The sequence below is a fragment of the Allobosea sp. GW823-FHT01F03 genome, from assembly GCF_058798075.1.
In genome coordinates, this window is record NZ_CM179505.1 from 5,573,217 (window position 1) to 5,591,151 (window position 17,935).

The window sequence follows — 17,935 nt, forward strand, 5'->3', positions numbered from 1 at the left end:
CGGTATCAACCGCTAGGCATTGGCCTTCCGCTACGGCATTCTGGTCGCCCTAGCCGGAGGCCGATATGCATAGCCGACGCGAACTTCTGATCATGACAGCTTGTGCCTCAGCCTCTCGTAGCCTCGCGGCGACGCCGGGCCGGGCCAGGCGTATCGGCTGGCTCACGGCCCAGCCGGCGGCGAGCCTTGTGCCCTATCTCGACGCATTGCGAGAGGGGCTCGTGGAACAAAAGCTCGTTCCCGGGGAAAGCATCGAGATCCTCTATCGCTATGGCGACGACAAGATGGATCGCGTTCCGGCATTGGCGCGGGAGCTCGTCACGAGCGGCGTCGAGCTTCTGATGGTGCAGGGCGCGGCGATCCCGGACGTGCTCAAACTGGGATTGCCCATCCCGATTATTTTCGTCACGAGCGCCGATCCGATCTCCGCCGGCTTCGCCAAAAGCCTCTCCCAACCTTCCGGCAATTGCACCGGCGTCACCTTCATGGCCTTCGAACTGCTCGGGAAGCGGCTGGAGCTGCTGAAGGAGATCGTCCCGAAACTGAATCGCGTCGCCGTGCTCGGCAATCCGCATCACGCGGGCTCGGATATCGAGCGCGCCTCCTCCGAGGAAGCCGGGCATCGCCTCGGGATCGCGATCGATTTTATCGCCACGCCGAACAGCGACGCGGTGCTGGCGGCGCGGGCCGATCTCGCCCGTCTTCGGCCTGACGCGATCTCGCTCCTGCCCGACGGCTTCGCCATCGCGCATCGCAAGACGATCATGGCGCTTGCGAACGAGGAGCGCATCCCCGTCATCTCCGGCTGGCCGGTCTTCGCTCAGGCCGGCGCGCTCTGTACCTACGGCCCGCGATTGTCACTGATCTACCGTCGCGTCGCGTTTTTCGTGGCGCGTATCCTCGCCGGCGCCAAGCCGGGCGACCTGCCGGTGGAACGCCCGACGCAGTTCGAACTCATCCTGAACCAGACAGCGGCCCGCTCCTTCAACCTAACCTTTTCGCGCGCAATTCTAGCGCGTGCTGACGAGGTGATCGAGTGAAGCCAGCCGATCGGCGCAGCTTCGCTCGCCCCGGACATTTTGTCCGGAGACTGGGACGTCGATTGTCGATCAAGGTCGCGGCAGCGATCGCAGGCATCGCCGCGCTCGTGCTGGTCTGCGCCGGCGGCATGAGCTTGTGGCTCTTCCTCGGCGCCCAGATGAGGACGGTGACGGCGCTGCATCAGCTGCAGGCCGCGACGGCGGCCGAACGCATCCTGCGTTTCGTCGACGAGCTCGAAGCGCATCTGCGCTGGCTGATCGCGCCGTCTTGGTCGAGCACGAATGAGGATGATCGGCGGATTGATGCGCTACGAACCCTGCGGGCACTCGCGCCGGTGAGCACGCTGCGCCTGCTTGATCCGCAAGGCCGGGAGCAACTGCGCGTATCCCGTTTAGGGCCGGATGTCGCGGCCTCGGGCGCGGATCTCGGCCAGACGGAAGCCTATCTGGCCGCGCGGCAACAGGGGCGCCATGTCGGTCCGGTCTATTTCCAGGACGGCTCAGAGCCCTACGTTACCATCCATCTCGGTGGCGCTTCCACCCGCCAAGGCAGCGTAGTCGCGGACGTCAATCTCAAGCTGATCTGGGACATCGTTGCGGCAAGCCGTATCGGCGAGGCCGGCCACATGCTGCTGGTGGACGATGCGGGGCGCCTGATCTCGCATCCCGATATCAGCCTGGTCCTGCGGCGAGCCGACGTCTCGACCCTGCCACAGGTCCGGGCCGCGCTGACCGCGGCGCCACCCGGCGAGAGGGCATCCCTCGTCCCCGGCCGGGATCTCGACGGGCAGAAGATCCTGTCGGCGCATGCCCGTTTGCCGTCGCTCGGCTGGAATGTCGTCACCGAACTGCCGCGGGCCGAAGTGCTGGCACCCGTTTATGCCTCCATCCGCCTATCGCTCGTCGCCTTGCTGGGTGGGCTCGTGGCGGCGATCATCTGCGGCGTCCTGATCGCGAGACACATGACCCGGCCGATCGAGACGTTGACCGCCGGCGCGGCCAGGATCGGCGCCGGAGCGCTCGATCATCGGATCGCGATCACCGGCTCGGACGAGTTCGCGGAGCTCGGCGAGCGCTTCAACGAGATGGCCAACAGCCTCCAGGCCGAACGGGCGACGCTCGAACACAAGGTTGCGCAGAGGACGCAGGAACTGGCGCGCGCCAATCAGGCCAAGTCCCGGTTCCTCGCCAGCGCCAGCCACGACCTGCGCCAGCCTCTACACGCCTTGAGCCTCTTCATCGACGAATTGCGCGCCAATCCGACAAGAGACCGGCGCGCGCGCCTCAACGGCAAGCTCGCCGAGGCCGTTGACAGCCTCAACAGCATGTTCGACGCGATCCTGGATACCTCGAAGATCGAGGCAGGCGCGATCAGGCCAGCGCGATCGCGCTTTCCTATCGCCCCGCTCTGCGATGCCTTGCGTGTGCTCTTTGCACCGGCAGCCTCGGCCAAGGACCTGGCGCTGGAAATCGGCAGCAGCGACCTCTGGATCGAAAGCGACGCCTTGCTCCTGCAGCGCATCCTGCAGAACCTTCTGGCGAACGCAATCCGCTACACGAACAACGGCAGCGTCACGCTATCCTGCACTGATCGCGACGGCCAATTGATGATCGCGGTCACGGATACGGGCCCGGGTATCCCCGCAGAGATGCAATCCGACATCTTCGGAGAGTTTTTCCGGGCGCCGACACCCGGCCAGAGTGGCGAGCGCGGACTGGGGCTCGGGCTCTTCATCGTAGCAAGCTTCGCACACCTGCTGAACCACCCGGTCAGCCTGGATTCGACACCGGACCGCGGCTCCACCTTCGCGATACAGGTGCCCGTCGTTCCATCGATAGCCGAGCCCTCGCCGACAACTGATCTCCGGCGCCATACCCTCTTCGGTCAGGGGCGCTATGCGGTGGTACTCGGAGACGATCCGGCAGCACGGAATGCAACGGCCAGCCTGCTCCGTTTGTGGGGCTTCGATGTCCGAGAGACGGCATCGCCGGTCGAATTGGAAAGCGGTCCTGTTGATTTGCTCGTCGCTGACGGCGATGGCATAGGCACATCCGATGGGGTCGCGGCCATTGCAGCGATGCGGGATTTGCGACCCGGCCTCCGGGTCATCATGCTCAGCGGGCAGCCGCAAGCTCTCCAACTGGGCGAGGCAAGTGCCACGATTGACGTGCTGCGCAAGCCCTTGCTGCCGGTCGCGCTGCGCGCCGCCGTCGCGAAGGCTATGACCGGGACTAGCTGCCCGTGAAGGGAGACGGAGCGCTCAGGCGATATCCGGCAATTGCCAGCCATAGCGGGCGATTGTGAGCGCCGCCTCGGTGCGGTTACTGACCTGGAGCGCCCGCATCAGCGCGGTGACATGATGTTTCACTGTGACTTCGGCAATCGAGAGCGTGCGGGCGATAGCCTTGTTGCTGCGGCCGCGCATCAAGAGTGCCAGCACTTCGAGCTGCCTTTCCGTGAGGCCGAGCTCTGCTGGCGTCGGCGGCCGTACCGGTGCCGCCGGGAGCACCTCTTTCGACCGGGACGGCCAAGCTTCAGGCGGAATATAGATGCCGCCTGCTAAGATGAGGTGGAGCGCGCTGACCATGACCGAGCGGGGCGCCGATTTCGGGATGAAGCCGACCGCGCCGGCATCGAGTGCCGCAGCCATCACGGCGGCTTCGGTGCTGCTGGACAGGACGACGACCGCCGTCGCGGGGCGACACGCACGGATTGTCTTCAGAAGATGAAGGCCGTCGCCGTCGGGCAAACCAAGATCCAGGATGACGAGCTGCTTCTCGGGATTGCTTTCGGCGAGTTCCATAGCCTTGTGGGCGGAGTCCGCCTCGTCGATGACAGCACACGCCACAATCTCGGCCAGAATGGCGCGAAGCGCGTCGCGAATAAGGGCATGGTCATCGACAAGAAGGATTTGCATGACAGGGCTTAAATTGCCCCAGCCACGACGTTGCGACAATCGCCGTTCTTTCAACTTTAGGTTTCTGAGGAGCCACGTCCGCCTGACCGGGAAGCCCTATCGCGGCCTCGAAAGCGCTGCTCAGGGAATGTCCGCTCTCCGGCACCAAGCCAACTTCCGCTCATGGCGCAACTCGGCGAGCTGTTTGTCGATTGTTCCGATTAAGTCTACGCGCCCAGCCCGCCCGTCAGCATCTACTTGATCTCGACGACCCCCTCGATGCCGAGGATGGCCGAATTGATGTCGACCATGCCGTATTCGAGCTCTTCGGCGACGCGAAAGGCGCGGCCGAGATCCTTGGTGTAGAAATACGCCAGGAGGTCGAAGGGCGTGCCCCGATCACGGTCGCCCCGGCTATGGTCGCAAAGGCGATCTTCCGGCTGAACCAGATCGCTCCCATCCAGCCGAGGTCCGAGACATAGTCCCGATACCATTTCAGGCTGAGACCCTGCGGCGGGAACCGGATGTAGGATGCCTCCCCCAGCGACATCGGTATAACGATGAGCGTCAGCAGCAGAAGGAAAGCCAAGGATTGCGTTCAAATTGACCTACGATCGCAGTCCCCGCTGGCTCCTTCGATTCTTATTTTTCGGCAAAGTAGCGCGATGATGCTCATCGTACCGTGCCCTTCCGCTACCCGAGATCGTCGAGCGCGGCGATGATGAAGCCGCCGATCAGGCCGAGATGCTCGAAGAAGCTGTTCGTCGCCATCATCCGCCCCTGGCCCGCCGGCATGTCCCAGAAGCGGATGGCGATGAAGGTCGCCACGAGCGTGAAGCCGGCGAGCGCAAGCGCGGCGAGCCAGCGCCAGCGGCCGGTCAGGATCATCGCGGTCGCCACGAGCTCGAAGACGATGACGCCGACCGCGAAGAGCGGCGCCGGGGTCAGGCCGAAATGGCCGGGGGAGGCGCGCTCTCGTCGGCGCTGGCGAAATCCCGGGCTCCGTAGACGACCTTGCCGCCGACGACGGTGAGATCGGCGGTGATGAAGGAGAGCTCGTCCTCCGGGCAGGCGAAGAAATCGCGATCGGGCACGATCAGGTCGGTGATCTCGCCGCCGGGCGGCTGAGGCGTATCCTTCGTATAGCCGACGGCCCGCAGCGCCGCGCCGTTGAGCAAGGCGCGGTCGTAGAGATGCAGGATGAAGACCGGCGTGTCCGGCGCGACCGCATTGAGTTCCTCGATCGTCGGCAGGCGCTTCTCGGCGAACTGATGCTCGGTGAAGCCGCCGACGACGCGCACCCATTGCGGCGGCGGCGTTACCGCGACCTGGCGCTTGAGCATGTTCATCGCGTCGGCGAGCGAGCGCACGCCGTCCCAGCGCAGCTCCATGTGCGCCGATGCAGCGCCTGCGGATCGATGCGCTTGCCGCCATAGTCGGCAGCGCGGCCATAGGGTGCCCAGGCGACGGTGGCGAGCTTCCTCCCGACAAGGTTTTCAGGCGGCGTGTTCGTGGCCCGCAGCGCAATGTCGGCGTCTCCCCTGGCCAGGTTGAACGGATCGTTTCCGATCAGGACCTCGATGCGGATCGACGGATGGAGGGTTCTGAACTGCGCCGATATCGGCATGAGGAGGTGACCGGCGATGGCATCGCTCGTCGTGACACGCAGCTCTCCGGTCAAGACCTGTTCCGGCCCGGCCAGGCCCTGCGTGACTGCGACGATGTCGAGCTCGAGTCGTTGAGCCAAGGCAACGACCTCGAGCCCGGCGGAGGTCGGAGTATAACCTGTCCGGCGCCTCTCGAAGAGGCTGACGTGCAGGACATATTCGACCTGGGCAAGCCTGCGGAAAATCGTCGTGTGGTTGACCCCCATCGACGCGGCCGCCCCCGCGACGCCTCCGGCTTCTCCGATGGCCTTGACGACACGCAGGTCGTCCCAGCTCAATCTCTTGAACATATCGGCCGTCATGTCGCCTCACCGGGAAAACACGTGCCCCGCCCGGGAAAGCCGGGCGAGGCACAAAGGGCAAGAAGGTGGCTGGACGTGCCTTCCCAGGCGAAAATGGCGGCGCAGGAGCCCTGTGCCGCCACCTGGACCTGGACTGCGTCAGGGCGCGTAGGCGATAAGGTCCAGCAATGTGTGCGCGCCGGCCGCCTGCAGCGGCCCACCCAGGATGATGGTGGTCGAGACCGGCTTCAGCTGCGGGAAATGCGCGGCCCATTCGTCCATCGATTCAGCGAAGTGGACGCCGTGGTCATGGAAGCAGGCCCGGCGGACGACATTGCTCAATGACGTGCCCGCGGCCTCGCAGATCGCCGCGACATTCTTCAGCATGTACTTCATCTGCTGCCGCGCCGGTTGCCCGTAATAGGGGAAGCTCGGATGCCGGGTCAGGCTCTCCGGGACCTTGCCATTCTCGTCAACAGCGAGCTGCTGGCTCAGGAACAGCAGATTGCCGGCTTTGATCGCCTGGGGCGCGTGGCCGATCGCCTTCGGGGCCTTGTCGGTCGACACGGTTTCGATGCGCTTGTTGCTGTCATTCGCCAGCAAGGTCAGCGCGATCTCGACCTGGCTACCTTTCTTGCTGAGCCCGGAATACGGCACGACGATCCGTGCCGGCGGGTTCGTCGGGAACCACTTCGCCCATGCCGCGTCGATCTCCGCAAAACCGGAGGGATCGCCGATGAACAGCTCGGCCTTGACGGCGCGCCCAAGCGACGATCCGGCCATCTCCGCCATCTTGGCGAGCTTGGCGAGCGTCGCATCGGTTTGCTTCCGCAGTTTCCCGGTGGCGGCGCCGGCCGGGCCAGCCGGATCCGCTGCGAGGAACACCCAGTCGCCGCGGCGAACAGCCGAGGAACGCCCTCCCAATGCGCTCGACTGGCTGAAAAGCGCAGGAAATCCGACATTGGCCCCGCCATCCGCGACGCCGATCAGTTCGATTTCCAGCAGGGTGTCCTTGACCATCAACTCCTTGATGCCGATGCCGGTCGAGGCCGGCAAAGGCTGCGTGAAGACCCGGTCCTGTTGCACCAGGTGAGGCACAGCCGAGATCTGTGGAGACGTGTCGCCTTTCTTGAAGGCCGCCAGCGTCGGATGCCGCGAGGTGTACCACTGCCAGATCCGGGCGGTATCCTTGCTCATGTCGAGGCCCGCGGCCGCGACGGTCTCGGCGAGGTTCGACAGGACGAGCTTCGATTGCAGGCCGAGCCGGACAGGGTGTGCGGGATCATTGCTCCTGGCCGCCGGGTCGATGCCGGTTTTGAAGTCGCTGGCGAGTTGCCCGGCGACGAAGAGCCAGCCTCCGGCCGTGATCGCCGGCGTATAGGGCATCAGCGGCTTCTGCACGCCGCCGGGCCAGACCGCGCGCGGTGCCAGATCGACTGCTTTTGGGGAGGGTGTGCTCGCGGCCCGGTTCTGTGCGAACAGCGGCGCCGGGGCCAGCGAAGCTGCGCCCAGAAGGCCCTGGGTGAAGGCCCTGCGTGTCGTGGTCATAGTCGTTTTCCCTGTTTTTGATCTCGAAAGGTGCCGGGTCGCCGCCGCCGAGGGCGCATGCGGGCGCGGGCGCGGATAGCCGGTGATCGTTCCTGTGTCGGTTTACGGCGCAGATGGCTCCGAACGCCGCAGGCCGTTCAGGAAGGCCAGCAGATCGGCTGTGACGCGCGTCTTTTCGTCGACGGGAAGGAAGTGGCCTGCTTCCGCATATTCGACATAGCGCGCGCCCGGGATCAGGCTGGCCGCGGCGCGCCCGGCGATAGCCGCCGGCACGCTCTGGTCCTGCGCGCCGTGAAGGATCAGCGTCGGCACGGTGAAGGCCGACATGTCCGGGCGGAAATCAGTTTCGTACCAGGCGCGCGCCGTCGCCAGCGTCGCCGGGCCGGAGGCCGGGAGAGCCATCGAGAGATACCAGGCCTTCAAGCCCGCGGCGACGACCGGGTCCGTACCCGGCCGGAACACGGTTTCGGCATAGCCCGCCAGAAAGCCGATCCGATCGCCGGAAAGAGCCGCCGCAAGACCATCGAAGACAGCGCGATCGAGGCCATGCGGATTGTCGGGATGGCGAGCGAGGCAAGGCGTGACCGCAGCGATCAACGCAGCCCCTGCGACACGCGCGGCGCCATGCCGCGACAGGAAGCGCGCGACCTCGCCGCCGCCCATGGAGAAGCCGACCAGGACGATGTCGCGTAGGTCGAGATGGCGGATCAGGCTGTCGAGATCGTCGGCCAGGCGATCATAGTCGTAGCGCGACCAGGGTCGGTCGGAGCGCCCGAAGCCGCGCCGGTCATAGCTGATCACCCGGTAGCCGGCGTCGACGAGGGCGGAAGCCTGATACTCCCACATCTCGGCGGTGAGCGGCCAACCATGGATCAGCAGCACCGGCTGGCCGCTGCCCCAGTCGGAGTAGTGTAAGGCGACGTCGTCGCTGGTCCTGACGAAAGGCATGGGTCTTGTCCTTTGTGATGCGGCCACGCCGGTGCTGGCCCGCAAGGTGCTTCTGCGGGCGCTTCACGCGTGGCCGGCTGTCGGGGAGAGGTGTCGAGCCTGGAGGGCGCACAGCGTTTCAGGCCGACGCAGCGCTGGCCTCGAGATGCGGATAGTCGGTGTAGCCGGCAGCCCCGGAGCCGTAGAACGTCTGCGGGTCGGGCGGGTTGAGAGCGGCTCCGCGACGGAAACGCTCTATGAAATCCGGATTGGAGAGCGCCCAGCGCCCGACAGGCGCGACATCGGCCAGGCCGGCCTCGACATCCGCCGTCGCCGCTTCGAGCGGCCGGTTGACACGGTTGACCAGCAGCACCTTCGGCCAGAGCTCGCGAATACGGCGCAGGAGCTCTTCGTTGCCGCCATGCGCGACATGGAGATAGGCGAGGTCGAACCTGGCGAGCTCCTTGACCAGATGAAGGTAGAACGCTTCATGGCCCTCGCCCTGCGCGATGCCTCCGAGCCGGGAGCCCGGCGACAGGCGGATGCCGGTTCGGTCCGCGCCGACCTCGTCGACGACCGCGGCCACGACCTCGAGTCCGAAGCGCGCCCGGTTCTCGATCGATCCGCCATAGGAATCCGTGCGCGTGTTGGCATTGGGCGAGAAGAACTGCTGGATCAGATAGCCGTTCGCCCCGTGGATCTCGACGCCGTCCGCGCCGGCCTCGATGCTTCTGGCCGCCGCATGACGATAATCGGCGATCGTCGCTGGCACCTCCTCGGTGGCCAGCGGCCTCGGCACGGGCGCGTCCTTGAGGCCACCGAGCGTGAACATCTTCTCGCCGGGCGCGATGGCGGACGGAGCGACGGGCGCGCGGCCATGAGCGGTGTTGTCGGGGTGCCCCATGCGGCCGGCATGCATGAGCTGGATGAAGAGATGGCCGCCGCGGGCATGGACCGCGGACGTGACCCGCTGCCAGCCGCGGACATGGTCGTCGGTGTAGATTCCAGGTGTGTTCGGGTAGCCCTGCCCATCGGCCGAAGGCTGTGTTCCCTCGCTGATCAGCAGCCCCAGCGAGGCGCGCTGCCCGTAATACTCGGCGGCAAGCTCACCCGGCGTGCCGTCGGCCTGCGCCCGGCTTCGGGTCAACGGCGCCATCGCGAAACGATGCGGCAGGTTCATCCGGCCGATCCTGATCGGCTCCCAGATATTGGTCATCGCTAGCTCCTTGGGTCGGGGTACCCGTCACAGCGACAGGTGAGTTCGATTGGTCTCAGCCAAGATGGAGCGTTCCGCCATTGGATCGGAGATGCTATTTCTGAGACTTGTCGTCTCATATTTGGACCGACCATGGATCTTTCGGACCTCGCTGATTTCAACCTCGTCGCGCGCCATGGCGCCTTCGGCAAAGCCGCGCGGCTCAGCGGCCGGCCGAAAGCCACGCTGGCCCGGCATGTCGCCAATCTGGAAGACAGCCTCGGGGTCCGGTTGGTGGAACGCGGGACGCAGGGCCTGCGGCTGACCGACGAGGGCCGTGCACTGCATGAGCGGACCGACGAATTGCTGAGCGAGATCGCCGATGTCGGCGAGGCGGTGTCGTCCCGAATCGCTCGACCGCGCGGACGCTTGCGCGTCAGCGCGCCGGTGCTGTTCTCGCACACCCATCTGGGCCACCTGGCCGCGAAGTTTGCCGGTGACTGCCCCGAGGTCGCGCTCGAGGTGACGGCGGAGGATCGCCGGATCGAGCTTCTCGAAGAGGGCTACGATATCGCAATCCGCGTCAATCCGCGCCCCGACGACCGGCTGATCGGACGCTGCTTCGCCCGCGACGAGATGCTGGTGGTGGCTCCGCCGGCTCTCGCCGGGCTGATCACCAGCCCGGCCTGGAACGGGCAGGTCGCGGCGATCACGATGACCACGGAATTCGACGGTGGCCCCTGGCCGATCCGGAGCGGAGGCGCTGCCATCACCGTTCGGCCCGAGATCCGGCTGCGGCTGTCGTCGCTCGTCATGATCCGCGACGCCGTCCGGGCGGGCCTCGGCGTGGCGATCCTGCCGCGCTCGATGGTGGATCGCGACATCGAAGACGGGCGACTGGTCGCCTGGGGCGAAGTCGCCGATCGGCCGATCGAGCTCTGGGTGCTGCACCACTCCCGCAGGCTGGTCAGCCCCAAGATCGCAGCCTTCGTCGCCTTCCTGTCGGCCGCATTCCCCGACCGGGTTTTGCGGCACGGCGGTCACAAGGCTTGATCGTGCGCTCCCGGGCTCTCCCTGCTCGGAAGCCATCGCGGGGCTCTGACGCTTCACATTGTACCCGGCAAAGCAAAAGCCGCACGCTTCTAGATCAACCAGCGTTGCTCGGTCCGGACCGGACGCTGGCTGCGAAAGCCCTCGGAGCCCTGCCCCATCCCGAGATAGACCTCTCGCACGCGGGCATCCGCCCGCAAGTCCACGGCCGGAGCGCTCATCGCGACGCGGCCGGCCTCCATCACGTAGCCGAGTTGCGCATAATGCAGCGCGAGATTGGCATTCTGTTCCGCCAGCAGGATCGAAACACTCTCCGTCTGCACGATGCGGGCGATGATCTCGAAAATATGCTCCACGACTTGCGGCGCCAGTCCCAGCGACGGCTCGTCGAGCAGGATCAGCTTCGGGCGCGACATCAACGCCCTGCCGATGGCGCACATCTGTTGCTCGCCCCCCGACGTATAGCCGGCGGCGACGTGCCGACGCTCCTTCAGCCGCGGGAACAATCCGTAGATCTTCTCGAGGTCGTCCCGTATGGCCTGGGCGCCGTCGCTTCGCGTCGAGGCTCCGGTCAGGAGGTTATCCTCGATCGACAGCCTGCCGAAGCAGTGGCGCCCCTCCATCACCAGGATGCAGCCGCGCTGCACCAGGGCGTTGGGCGGCAGCGCGTCGATCCGCTCGCCCTCGAACAGGATCGTGCCCCGCGAGACTTCGCCGCGATCGGTTTGCAGCAGCCGCGCGATGGCCTTCAGCGTCGTCGTCTTGCCAGCGCCGTTGGGGCCGAGCAACGCTGCGATGCCGCCGCGCGGAACCCGTAGCGACACGCCCTTCAGAGCGACCGCGATACGGCCATAGACGACCTCGATGTCGTTCACGGAGAGAATATCGTCGCCTGCACCAGCAGTTTTCATCGGCTTTCTCGTTCTCATCCAGCCATAGGAGCGCTCGGGCATCCCGCCCGGAAACATCCGGCAGGAGACGGCGGGCATGCCGCCGCCTCCCCTCTCATGGCTCAGTTGCAGGGCTCCTGACGGGCCGGCCAGCCGGGATTGGCCGCGGCATAGCGTTTCGCGGCATCGTCCAGCAGCGGCTTGACGGTGTCGTGATCCGGCGAGATCCAATCGGTTGCCGGCACGTAGCGGCTTCCATTCCACTGTGAGACGAACAGGTCGTTATGGCCGTTATGGTCATCGCAGCCGAGTTTCAGCGGCGCGGCAAAGCCTGCCAGCCCGATCTCGTCGAGCCGCTTGCCGGTGATCTCGAGCTTCTCGAGCGCCTTGCGAACATCGTCGCTCGAAACGCGCGCCTTGCCGGTATCTTTCTGTGCGGCGCGGATCGCCTCGACGATCAGCATGCTGGTGTAGACGCCGCGGTTATAGAGGTTCTCGCCGACGCGCTCACGCGGCGACAGCGACAGCTTCTTGTCGACGACATGCTTCAGAATGTCCTGGATCGCCGGGAAATCGGTCCCGGTCCGGTGGTAGCTGAGCGTGCCGTAGCCACGGGCCGCCTCGCCGCCGGCACGGCCGTCATCGTCTCCCCCGGCCCACCAGACGCCGACCATCCGGTCCAGCGGAAAGCGATTGCGGATCGCCTCGCGCACGGCCGTCGGATTCATCGATCCCCAGCCTTGATTGTAGAGGAAGTCGGGCTTGTCTCGTCGAATACTGAGCCAGATCGCGCTCTGGCTCTGCATATCGGAGGGCGGGATCGGATAGAGCTTCAGCTGAAAGCCGTATTTCTTGGCGAGTTCCTCGAAGACGGGCACGGGCTCCTTGCCGAACGGTGCGTCGAGATGGATCAGGCCGAGCGTCTTGTCCTTCAGCTTGTCGAGGCCGCCCTCGCGTGACGCCATATAGCGGACCATCACCGAAGCGCCGTCCCAGTTGGTGATCGGCGGGTTGAAGACCCAGGGGAAGACACTGCCGTCGCCGGAAGCCGAGAGCCCGTAGGCGACAGTGAGCAACACGATCTTGTCGACCGCGGCGCGCGGCGTCAGTTGCAGGGCGATGCCGGTGGAGAACGGGCTCATGACCAGAGGGTTGCGCCCCTTGACCGCCTCATAGCACTCGACGCCCTTCTTGGTGTCGTAGCCTGTCTCGCACTCGGTGTGGTCGATCCTGACCCCGCCAATGCCGCCGTCACGCTGGTTGATCATCTCGAAATAGTCGCGCATGCCGTCGGCGATCGGGATGCCTGAGCTGGCGAAGGAGCCGGTGCGATAGGTGAGCAGCGGCAGGAAATGGCCTTCCTGTGCCCGTGCAACGCCGGGAGCGGCAAGTATCCCTGCCAGAAGAGCGACTTTGACGATCTGCATTACCATGGTTTCCCCCCTTGTTTGCTGTTGTCTGCGCGGTTTCATGCGGAGCAGGCGCGTGCCTCAATAGGGGAACGGCCAGGTCGTCAGCTTGCGCTTGAACACCTGCCAGAGCCGGGCGAGGCCAAGCGGCTCGACCATCAGGAAGGTGATGATCAGCGTGCCGATGACGATGAAAGTCAGGTTCTCGGCGGCTGCTCCCGAAAGCGGGATTCCAAGCGCGGGCAGGCCGAATTTCAGCATGGTCGGCAGTGCCGAGATGAAGAACGCGCCGAGATAGGAGCCGATCAGGCTACCGAGCCCGCCGATGATCACCATGAACAGCACCAGGAAGCTCTGATGCACGTTGAAGGCGTCATTGGCTTCGCCACCGCCATAGTAGAGGAACATCATCACGGCGCCGGCGACGCCGCAGTAGAAGGACGAGACGGCGAAGGCCAGGAGCTTGCTCGGCACTAGGCGCACGCCGACCAGCTCGGCCGCGATGTCCATGTCGCGTAGCGCCATCCAGGACCGGCCGATGCGGGAATGGATCAGGTTGGAGGCGAGGACCGTCAGCACGACCACGATGGCGAGCAGCAGCAGATAGCGTGCCTCGACGCTGGCATTGCCGCCGGTGACGACGATGCCCAAGACCGTGCGCTCGGGCACTTCGATCGCTCCCGAGGCATTGTAGTTGTAGAGCCACGGCACGCGCACAAAGCACCATTGCAGAAAGAACTGCGCGCCCAGCGTGGCGACCGCGAGGTAAAAGCCCTTGATCCTCAGGCTCGGTAGCCCGAACAGCACGCCGATGGCGGCCGAGAACAGACCGCTCGCCAGGATCCAGATGACAATGCTGACATCCGGGAAGATCGTCGTGAGCTTGTAGCAGGCAAAGGCGCCGACCCCCATGAACGCGCCGGTCCCGAGTGAGACCAGGCCGGCATAACCGAGCAGCACATTGAGCCCGATCGCGGCCAATGCGTAGACCAGGAAGGGGATCAGGATGCTCTGCAGGACGAATGGCGGGGCGACGAACGGCACGACGGCGAATGCCGCGAGCACGATGCAGAGCATGCCGATCCGGTCTTCCTTCCAGCGGAAGATGGCGAGATCCGCCTTGTAGCTGGTTCTGCGCTGGCGCTCTTCGCGATATAGCATGCGACCTATCCTTCAGATGCGCTCGATGGCCCGATCGCCGAACAGCCCATGCGGCCGCACGATCAGGAAGCTCAGGGCAATGATGTAGGCGAGCCAGCTCTCGATGCCGCTGCCGAGCAGCGGCCCCCAGTAGAACTCCCCGATCTTCTCGCCGATGCCGATGATCAGCCCGCCGATAATGGCGCCCGGGATCGAGGTGAAACCGCCGAGGATCAGCACGGGCAGCGCCTTCAGCGCGACCGCCTGCAGGCCGAAGGAGACATCCGAGCGCGCGCCCCAGGCGATGCCGGTGACGAGGGCGACGACGCCGGCCGCGAACCAGACGATGACCCAGATCCGGTTCAGGTTGATTCCGACCGAGAGCGCCGCCTGATGGCCTTCGGCGACGGCCCGAAAGGAGCGACCGAGGCTGGAGAACCTGAACAGCAGCGTCAGGCCGACGATGAGGGCTAGCGTGATGCTCGCCGCGGCGATGTCCAGCATCTGGATACTGACCCGGCCGCCGAGCATCTCGAGGTCGAGATAGCCCTGAGGCAACCCGAGCGACTCGGTGATCATCTGGCGCGGCACGCCGCCGAAGACGATCTCGCCGACGCCGATCAGCAGATAGTTCAGGCCGATCGTCGCCATGAACAGGATCAGGTCGGACTGGTTCACCAGCCGGCGCAGCATGAAGCGCTCGACAAGGGCTGCGAGGACGAAGACCACGGCGATGGCCGACAGCAAGGCGAGATAGGCGCCGACGCTCCGGGGCAGGCCGAGCCTTACATAGAGCTCGTAGGCCTCGATCAGCGCCAGAGAGCTGAACACCACGAGGATGCCCTGCGCGAAGTTGAAGACGCGCGAGGCCTTGTAGATCAGAACGAAGCCGAGCGCGATCAGGCCGTAGAGCATGCCGCCGACGAACCCCTCCCAAAGGGACTGGGCGAGCAAGTCCGGCGCATCGGCCATGGCGCGGAAGGGTGCGACAGCGATCTGATGGATGATCGAGCCAGGCGGGCTCTGCCGGGCGAGTACGACCAGCCCGGCAAGCCCGGCCAGTCCGACCAGCCAGCGCATGAAGGGCCGCAGGTCGGCGGTGGAAAGGGCAGCGGAATTTGCCTGTGGGGTCACGTCAATGCCCTCCATGCCGGGTGCCGATATAGGCCTCGATGACGCGCTGATCGCTCTTGACCTCGGCCGGCGTCCCGTCGGCGATCTTGTGCCCGTGGTCGAGCACGACAATGCGGTCGGACAGGTCCATGACGACGCCGAGATCGTGCTCGATGAACACGATGGTCGTGCCGAAATGAGCGGAGACCTCGAGGATGAAGCGGCACATCTCAAGCTTCTCGCCGGCATTCATGCCCGCCATGGGCTCATCGAGCAGCAGCACCTCGGGCTCCATCGCCAGGGCGCGCCCAAGCTCGACCCGCTTCTGCAGGCCGTAGGACAGCGTCCCGACCGGGTGCAGCCGCAGATGCGATATCTCGAGGAATTCGATGATCTCCTCGACGCGCTCGCGATGCGCGATTTCCTCGGTGATCGCCGGACCAACCCGCAACAACTGCCAGCCCAGACCCCGCTTCATTTTCAGGGTCCGCCCCGTCATGATGTTGTCGAGCGTCGACATCCCCTTGAACAGGGCGATGTTCTGGAAGGTCCTCGCTATGCCCTCCGCGGCTGCGCGATAAGGCCGCATGAAGGGGCGCGCCTCGCCGCGGAAGTGAATCGCGCCGGTCGTCGGGCGGTAGAACCCGTTGATGCAGTTGATCATCGAGGTCTTGCCGGCGCCGTTCGGGCCGATGATGGCCTGGATGTGACCGCGGGCGACTGCAAACGAGACATCTGAGATCGCGGTGATGCCGCCGAAGCGCAATGTCAGGTTCTGAACAGCCAGGACGTTTTCGGGGTGATCGGGATGTTGCTGCGGCACCGCGTTCACGACCTCGACTCCGCGCGCAGATCGAGCAGCAGGCAATCGCCGCAGCCATCCAGCGCAAACATCTGGGCTGCGCTGAGGCCAGCTTGCGCCAAGCGGTCAAGTAGAGGGCGGTGCCGGGCCTCGACGACGTGGCGTCGCAACTCGCCGGTCCAGCTCAGCTCGCCATTGCTCGGATCGAAGGGCCTCGTCCGGACGATCAGCCAGCGCAGCGCCGGATCAAACTCCGGTCCGCTGGCCAGTTCGCGGCGCAGCCCGTCCGCGAAGACCGGCTGCCTGATGAAGTCGGCCAGGTTGGAAAAGGAATGCAGATTGCGCTTCGCCCACAGCCTGATGCCGCGCGCATCCGGCGAGACCACCATGGCGGCAGCATCCAGCCGGGCCGCATGCGCGATGAGCGGCGAGGACAGGACGGCCCTCTCCGGCCCCTCTGGCCAGGGCTTCTCGTCTGACGGCGCCTGGGCCGACTTGCGCCCGAGAATATTCAGCAGGCCATCGGCCGTGACCACCCCGATATCGCCCGAGCTCGCCCAGCCCTTGCTGGAAGTCGCGCCGATATCGGTCGCATAATGGACCTCCCCGTCTGCGCCGAGCTTGAGCCGCCCCTGTGAGGCGAAACCGGGCCCCGGCGCATTGCCGGCACGGGTCGCCAGCCACCCGCCGGCTTCGACTTGCGCATAGGTCTCGCGCAGCGGCACGCCAAGCGCATTGAAAAACTGCAGATGACGGTCTTCCAGCGCTCCGCCCACGACATAGGCCGCCTTGACCGTGTTGAAGCCGAGCCGGCTGCGCAGCGGCGCATAGACCAGCGCCTCACCAAACCAGGACTGCAGGCGCAGGGCCGGGGAAACCGGCCTGCCGGCCCGCTCGCATTGCGCGCGCCTGAGCGCGACGCCAACGAAATGCCGGAAAAGGCGACGCCAGGATGCGGGAGCATCCATGATCCGCTCTTCGATCTCCGCCGCGATATTCCGGAAGATATGAGGGGGATAGGCGACATAGGCCGGCGCCGCTTCGCGCTGATCCTCGAACAGCGAGTTGGCACTTTCGGGCAAGGAAAGACAGCTCGCGCCGATGAGCCAGCCCGCATAGCCAAAGAGCGCTCCACCCATCCAACCCAGGCAGGAGAAGGCGAAAACATCCTCGCCCGGCCGATGAGCTTCAGCGGCAACGAAAGCGGAAAGGGGGTGAATGACCGCTGCGTGGCTCAGGATCACGCCGCGCGCTTTTCCGGTCGTGCCGCGCGTATGGAGGATCATCGCCGTATCGTCCGGGCGCTGGTGCGGCATGATCCAGCCAGCGCCGTCACGGCCCGGGCCGGCCGCGACCAAACGCTCGTAGTCCATCAGAATCTCGTCGCCGCGCGAACCGATTCCGCGGCGGTCGAGATAGACGATACGGTCGATCCCTCCAGTATCCGCTTGGACATCGAGCAGCCGACCGACCTGCTCCTGCCCTCCGGCGATCGCCAGTCGAGCGCCGGTTTCGGCCAGCGCATCGCGGATCTCCTGCGCGCCGGCATCCGCGAAGAGCGGGACCGGCACCAGCCCGGCGCGTTGAAGCGCGGCCATGCTCAGGAACAGGCGCGCCTGCGGACGACCGATCACGATGACTCGCATTCCAGGCTGCCAGCCCAGCGCGGCCAAACGGCCGGCGATTACGGTAGCGAGGCCATCGGCCTCCGCCCAGGTCCAGCTCTTCCAGATCCCGCGGTGTTTTTGCCGCAGCGCGCATTGGCTCGGAAAGCTCTTCGCATTGCGGGACAGAAAATCGGGAAGGCTTGGCGCAAGAACCGGATCCGGATTTGCGGCCTGCGGCCGCTCCGACATCTGCTTGTCTGTGTCTTTCGGTCGAAAATCCGACACCGCCCGCTCCCCAGTTATCGCTTTTTCTTCAGCGAACGCTACGAAGCGGTCTACGATATGTCTAATATTGAGATTGAGGTTTAA

15 protein-coding genes and 2 pseudogenes are annotated in these 17,935 nt (G+C 65.5%); 3 read left to right on the forward strand and 14 right to left on the reverse strand.

What is annotated here, in order from left to right; translation table 11 throughout:
• Window positions 1–92 precede the first annotated feature (92 nt).
• Window positions 93–1,040, forward strand: a complete 948-nt coding sequence (locus AC3RCC_RS26620; RefSeq protein ID WP_492257143.1) for an ABC transporter substrate-binding protein — start codon at window positions 93–95, stop codon at window positions 1,038–1,040.
• Window positions 1,041–1,102: 62 nt separating this feature from the next.
• On the forward strand, window positions 1,103–3,286 hold the full coding sequence (locus tag AC3RCC_RS26625) for a sensor histidine kinase (RefSeq protein ID WP_492257144.1): 2,184 nt from the start codon (window positions 1,103–1,105) through the stop codon (window positions 3,284–3,286).
• 15 nt (window positions 3,287–3,301) lie between these two features.
• On the opposite strand, the gene AC3RCC_RS26630 is transcribed toward AC3RCC_RS26625, so the two are convergent.
• The 8 genes and pseudogenes from AC3RCC_RS26630 to AC3RCC_RS26665 all read right to left on the reverse strand — a co-directional run bounded on the left by AC3RCC_RS26630 (window position 3,302) and on the right by AC3RCC_RS26665 (window position 9,576).
• Window positions 3,302–3,958, reverse strand: a complete 657-nt coding sequence (locus tag AC3RCC_RS26630; RefSeq protein WP_291638413.1) for a response regulator — start codon at window positions 3,956–3,958, stop codon at window positions 3,302–3,304.
• A gap of 233 nt (window positions 3,959–4,191) precedes the next feature.
• Window positions 4,192–4,431, reverse strand: a complete 240-nt coding sequence (locus tag AC3RCC_RS26635; protein ID WP_465247510.1) for a hypothetical protein — start codon at window positions 4,429–4,431, stop codon at window positions 4,192–4,194.
• A 199-nt stretch (window positions 4,432–4,630) separates the two neighbouring features.
• A pseudogene (locus AC3RCC_RS26640) lies at window positions 4,631–4,906 on the reverse strand (DoxX family protein); the annotation flags it as partial.
• Window positions 4,907–5,040: 134 nt separating this feature from the next.
• Window positions 5,041–5,331, reverse strand: a pseudogene (locus AC3RCC_RS26645) (amidohydrolase family protein); the annotation flags it as partial.
• On the reverse strand, window positions 5,283–5,906 hold the full coding sequence (locus tag AC3RCC_RS26650; protein ID WP_492257145.1) for a LysR family transcriptional regulator: 624 nt from the start codon (window positions 5,904–5,906) through the stop codon (window positions 5,283–5,285). The gene AC3RCC_RS26650 and the pseudogene AC3RCC_RS26645, both read right to left, overlap by 49 nt.
• A 138-nt stretch (window positions 5,907–6,044) precedes the next feature.
• The gene (locus AC3RCC_RS26655) at window positions 6,045–7,433 is read right to left on the reverse strand and encodes a Rid family hydrolase (RefSeq protein WP_492257146.1); all 1,389 of its coding nucleotides are present in this window, start codon (window positions 7,431–7,433) and stop codon (window positions 6,045–6,047) included.
• 102 nt (window positions 7,434–7,535) lie between these two features.
• Window positions 7,536–8,381 (reverse strand): alpha/beta fold hydrolase, encoded by an 846-nt coding sequence (locus AC3RCC_RS26660; RefSeq protein ID WP_492257147.1) that lies wholly within the window; start codon window positions 8,379–8,381, stop codon window positions 7,536–7,538.
• A 118-nt stretch (window positions 8,382–8,499) separates the two neighbouring features.
• Window positions 8,500–9,576, reverse strand: coding sequence for an alkene reductase (locus AC3RCC_RS26665; protein ID WP_492257148.1), 1,077 nt, complete (start codon window positions 9,574–9,576; stop codon window positions 8,500–8,502).
• A gap of 132 nt (window positions 9,577–9,708) precedes the next feature.
• Between AC3RCC_RS26665 and AC3RCC_RS26670 the strand changes: the two genes are divergently transcribed.
• On the forward strand, window positions 9,709–10,608 hold the full coding sequence (locus tag AC3RCC_RS26670; protein ID WP_492257149.1) for a LysR family transcriptional regulator: 900 nt from the start codon (window positions 9,709–9,711) through the stop codon (window positions 10,606–10,608).
• An 89-nt stretch (window positions 10,609–10,697) separates the two neighbouring features.
• On the opposite strand, the gene AC3RCC_RS26675 is transcribed toward AC3RCC_RS26670, so the two are convergent.
• From AC3RCC_RS26675 to AC3RCC_RS26700, 6 genes are all read right to left on the reverse strand, one after another.
• Window positions 10,698–11,534: an ABC transporter ATP-binding protein gene (locus AC3RCC_RS26675; protein ID WP_492258840.1), complete on the reverse strand. Its 837-nt coding sequence runs from the start codon at window positions 11,532–11,534 to the stop codon at window positions 10,698–10,700.
• Between the two features lie 83 nt (window positions 11,535–11,617).
• Window positions 11,618–12,922 carry an ABC transporter substrate-binding protein gene (locus AC3RCC_RS26680; protein ID WP_492257150.1) on the reverse strand — a complete coding sequence of 435 codons (1,305 nt, stop codon included), beginning with the start codon at window positions 12,920–12,922 and terminating at the stop codon, window positions 11,618–11,620.
• A 63-nt stretch (window positions 12,923–12,985) separates the two neighbouring features.
• The gene (locus AC3RCC_RS26685) at window positions 12,986–14,065 is read right to left on the reverse strand and encodes a branched-chain amino acid ABC transporter permease (RefSeq protein WP_492257151.1); all 1,080 of its coding nucleotides are present in this window, start codon (window positions 14,063–14,065) and stop codon (window positions 12,986–12,988) included.
• A 12-nt stretch (window positions 14,066–14,077) separates the two neighbouring features.
• Window positions 14,078–15,052: a branched-chain amino acid ABC transporter permease gene (locus tag AC3RCC_RS26690; RefSeq protein ID WP_492258841.1), complete on the reverse strand. Its 975-nt coding sequence runs from the start codon at window positions 15,050–15,052 to the stop codon at window positions 14,078–14,080.
• A gap of 127 nt (window positions 15,053–15,179) precedes the next feature.
• Window positions 15,180–15,980, reverse strand: a complete 801-nt coding sequence (locus tag AC3RCC_RS26695) for an ABC transporter ATP-binding protein (protein WP_492258842.1) — start codon at window positions 15,978–15,980, stop codon at window positions 15,180–15,182.
• A 5-nt stretch (window positions 15,981–15,985) separates the two neighbouring features.
• A complete protein-coding gene (locus AC3RCC_RS26700) occupies window positions 15,986–17,851 on the reverse strand; it encodes an AMP-binding protein (protein WP_492257152.1) in 1,866 nt (621 codons plus the stop codon).
• Window positions 17,852–17,935 lie beyond the last annotated feature (84 nt).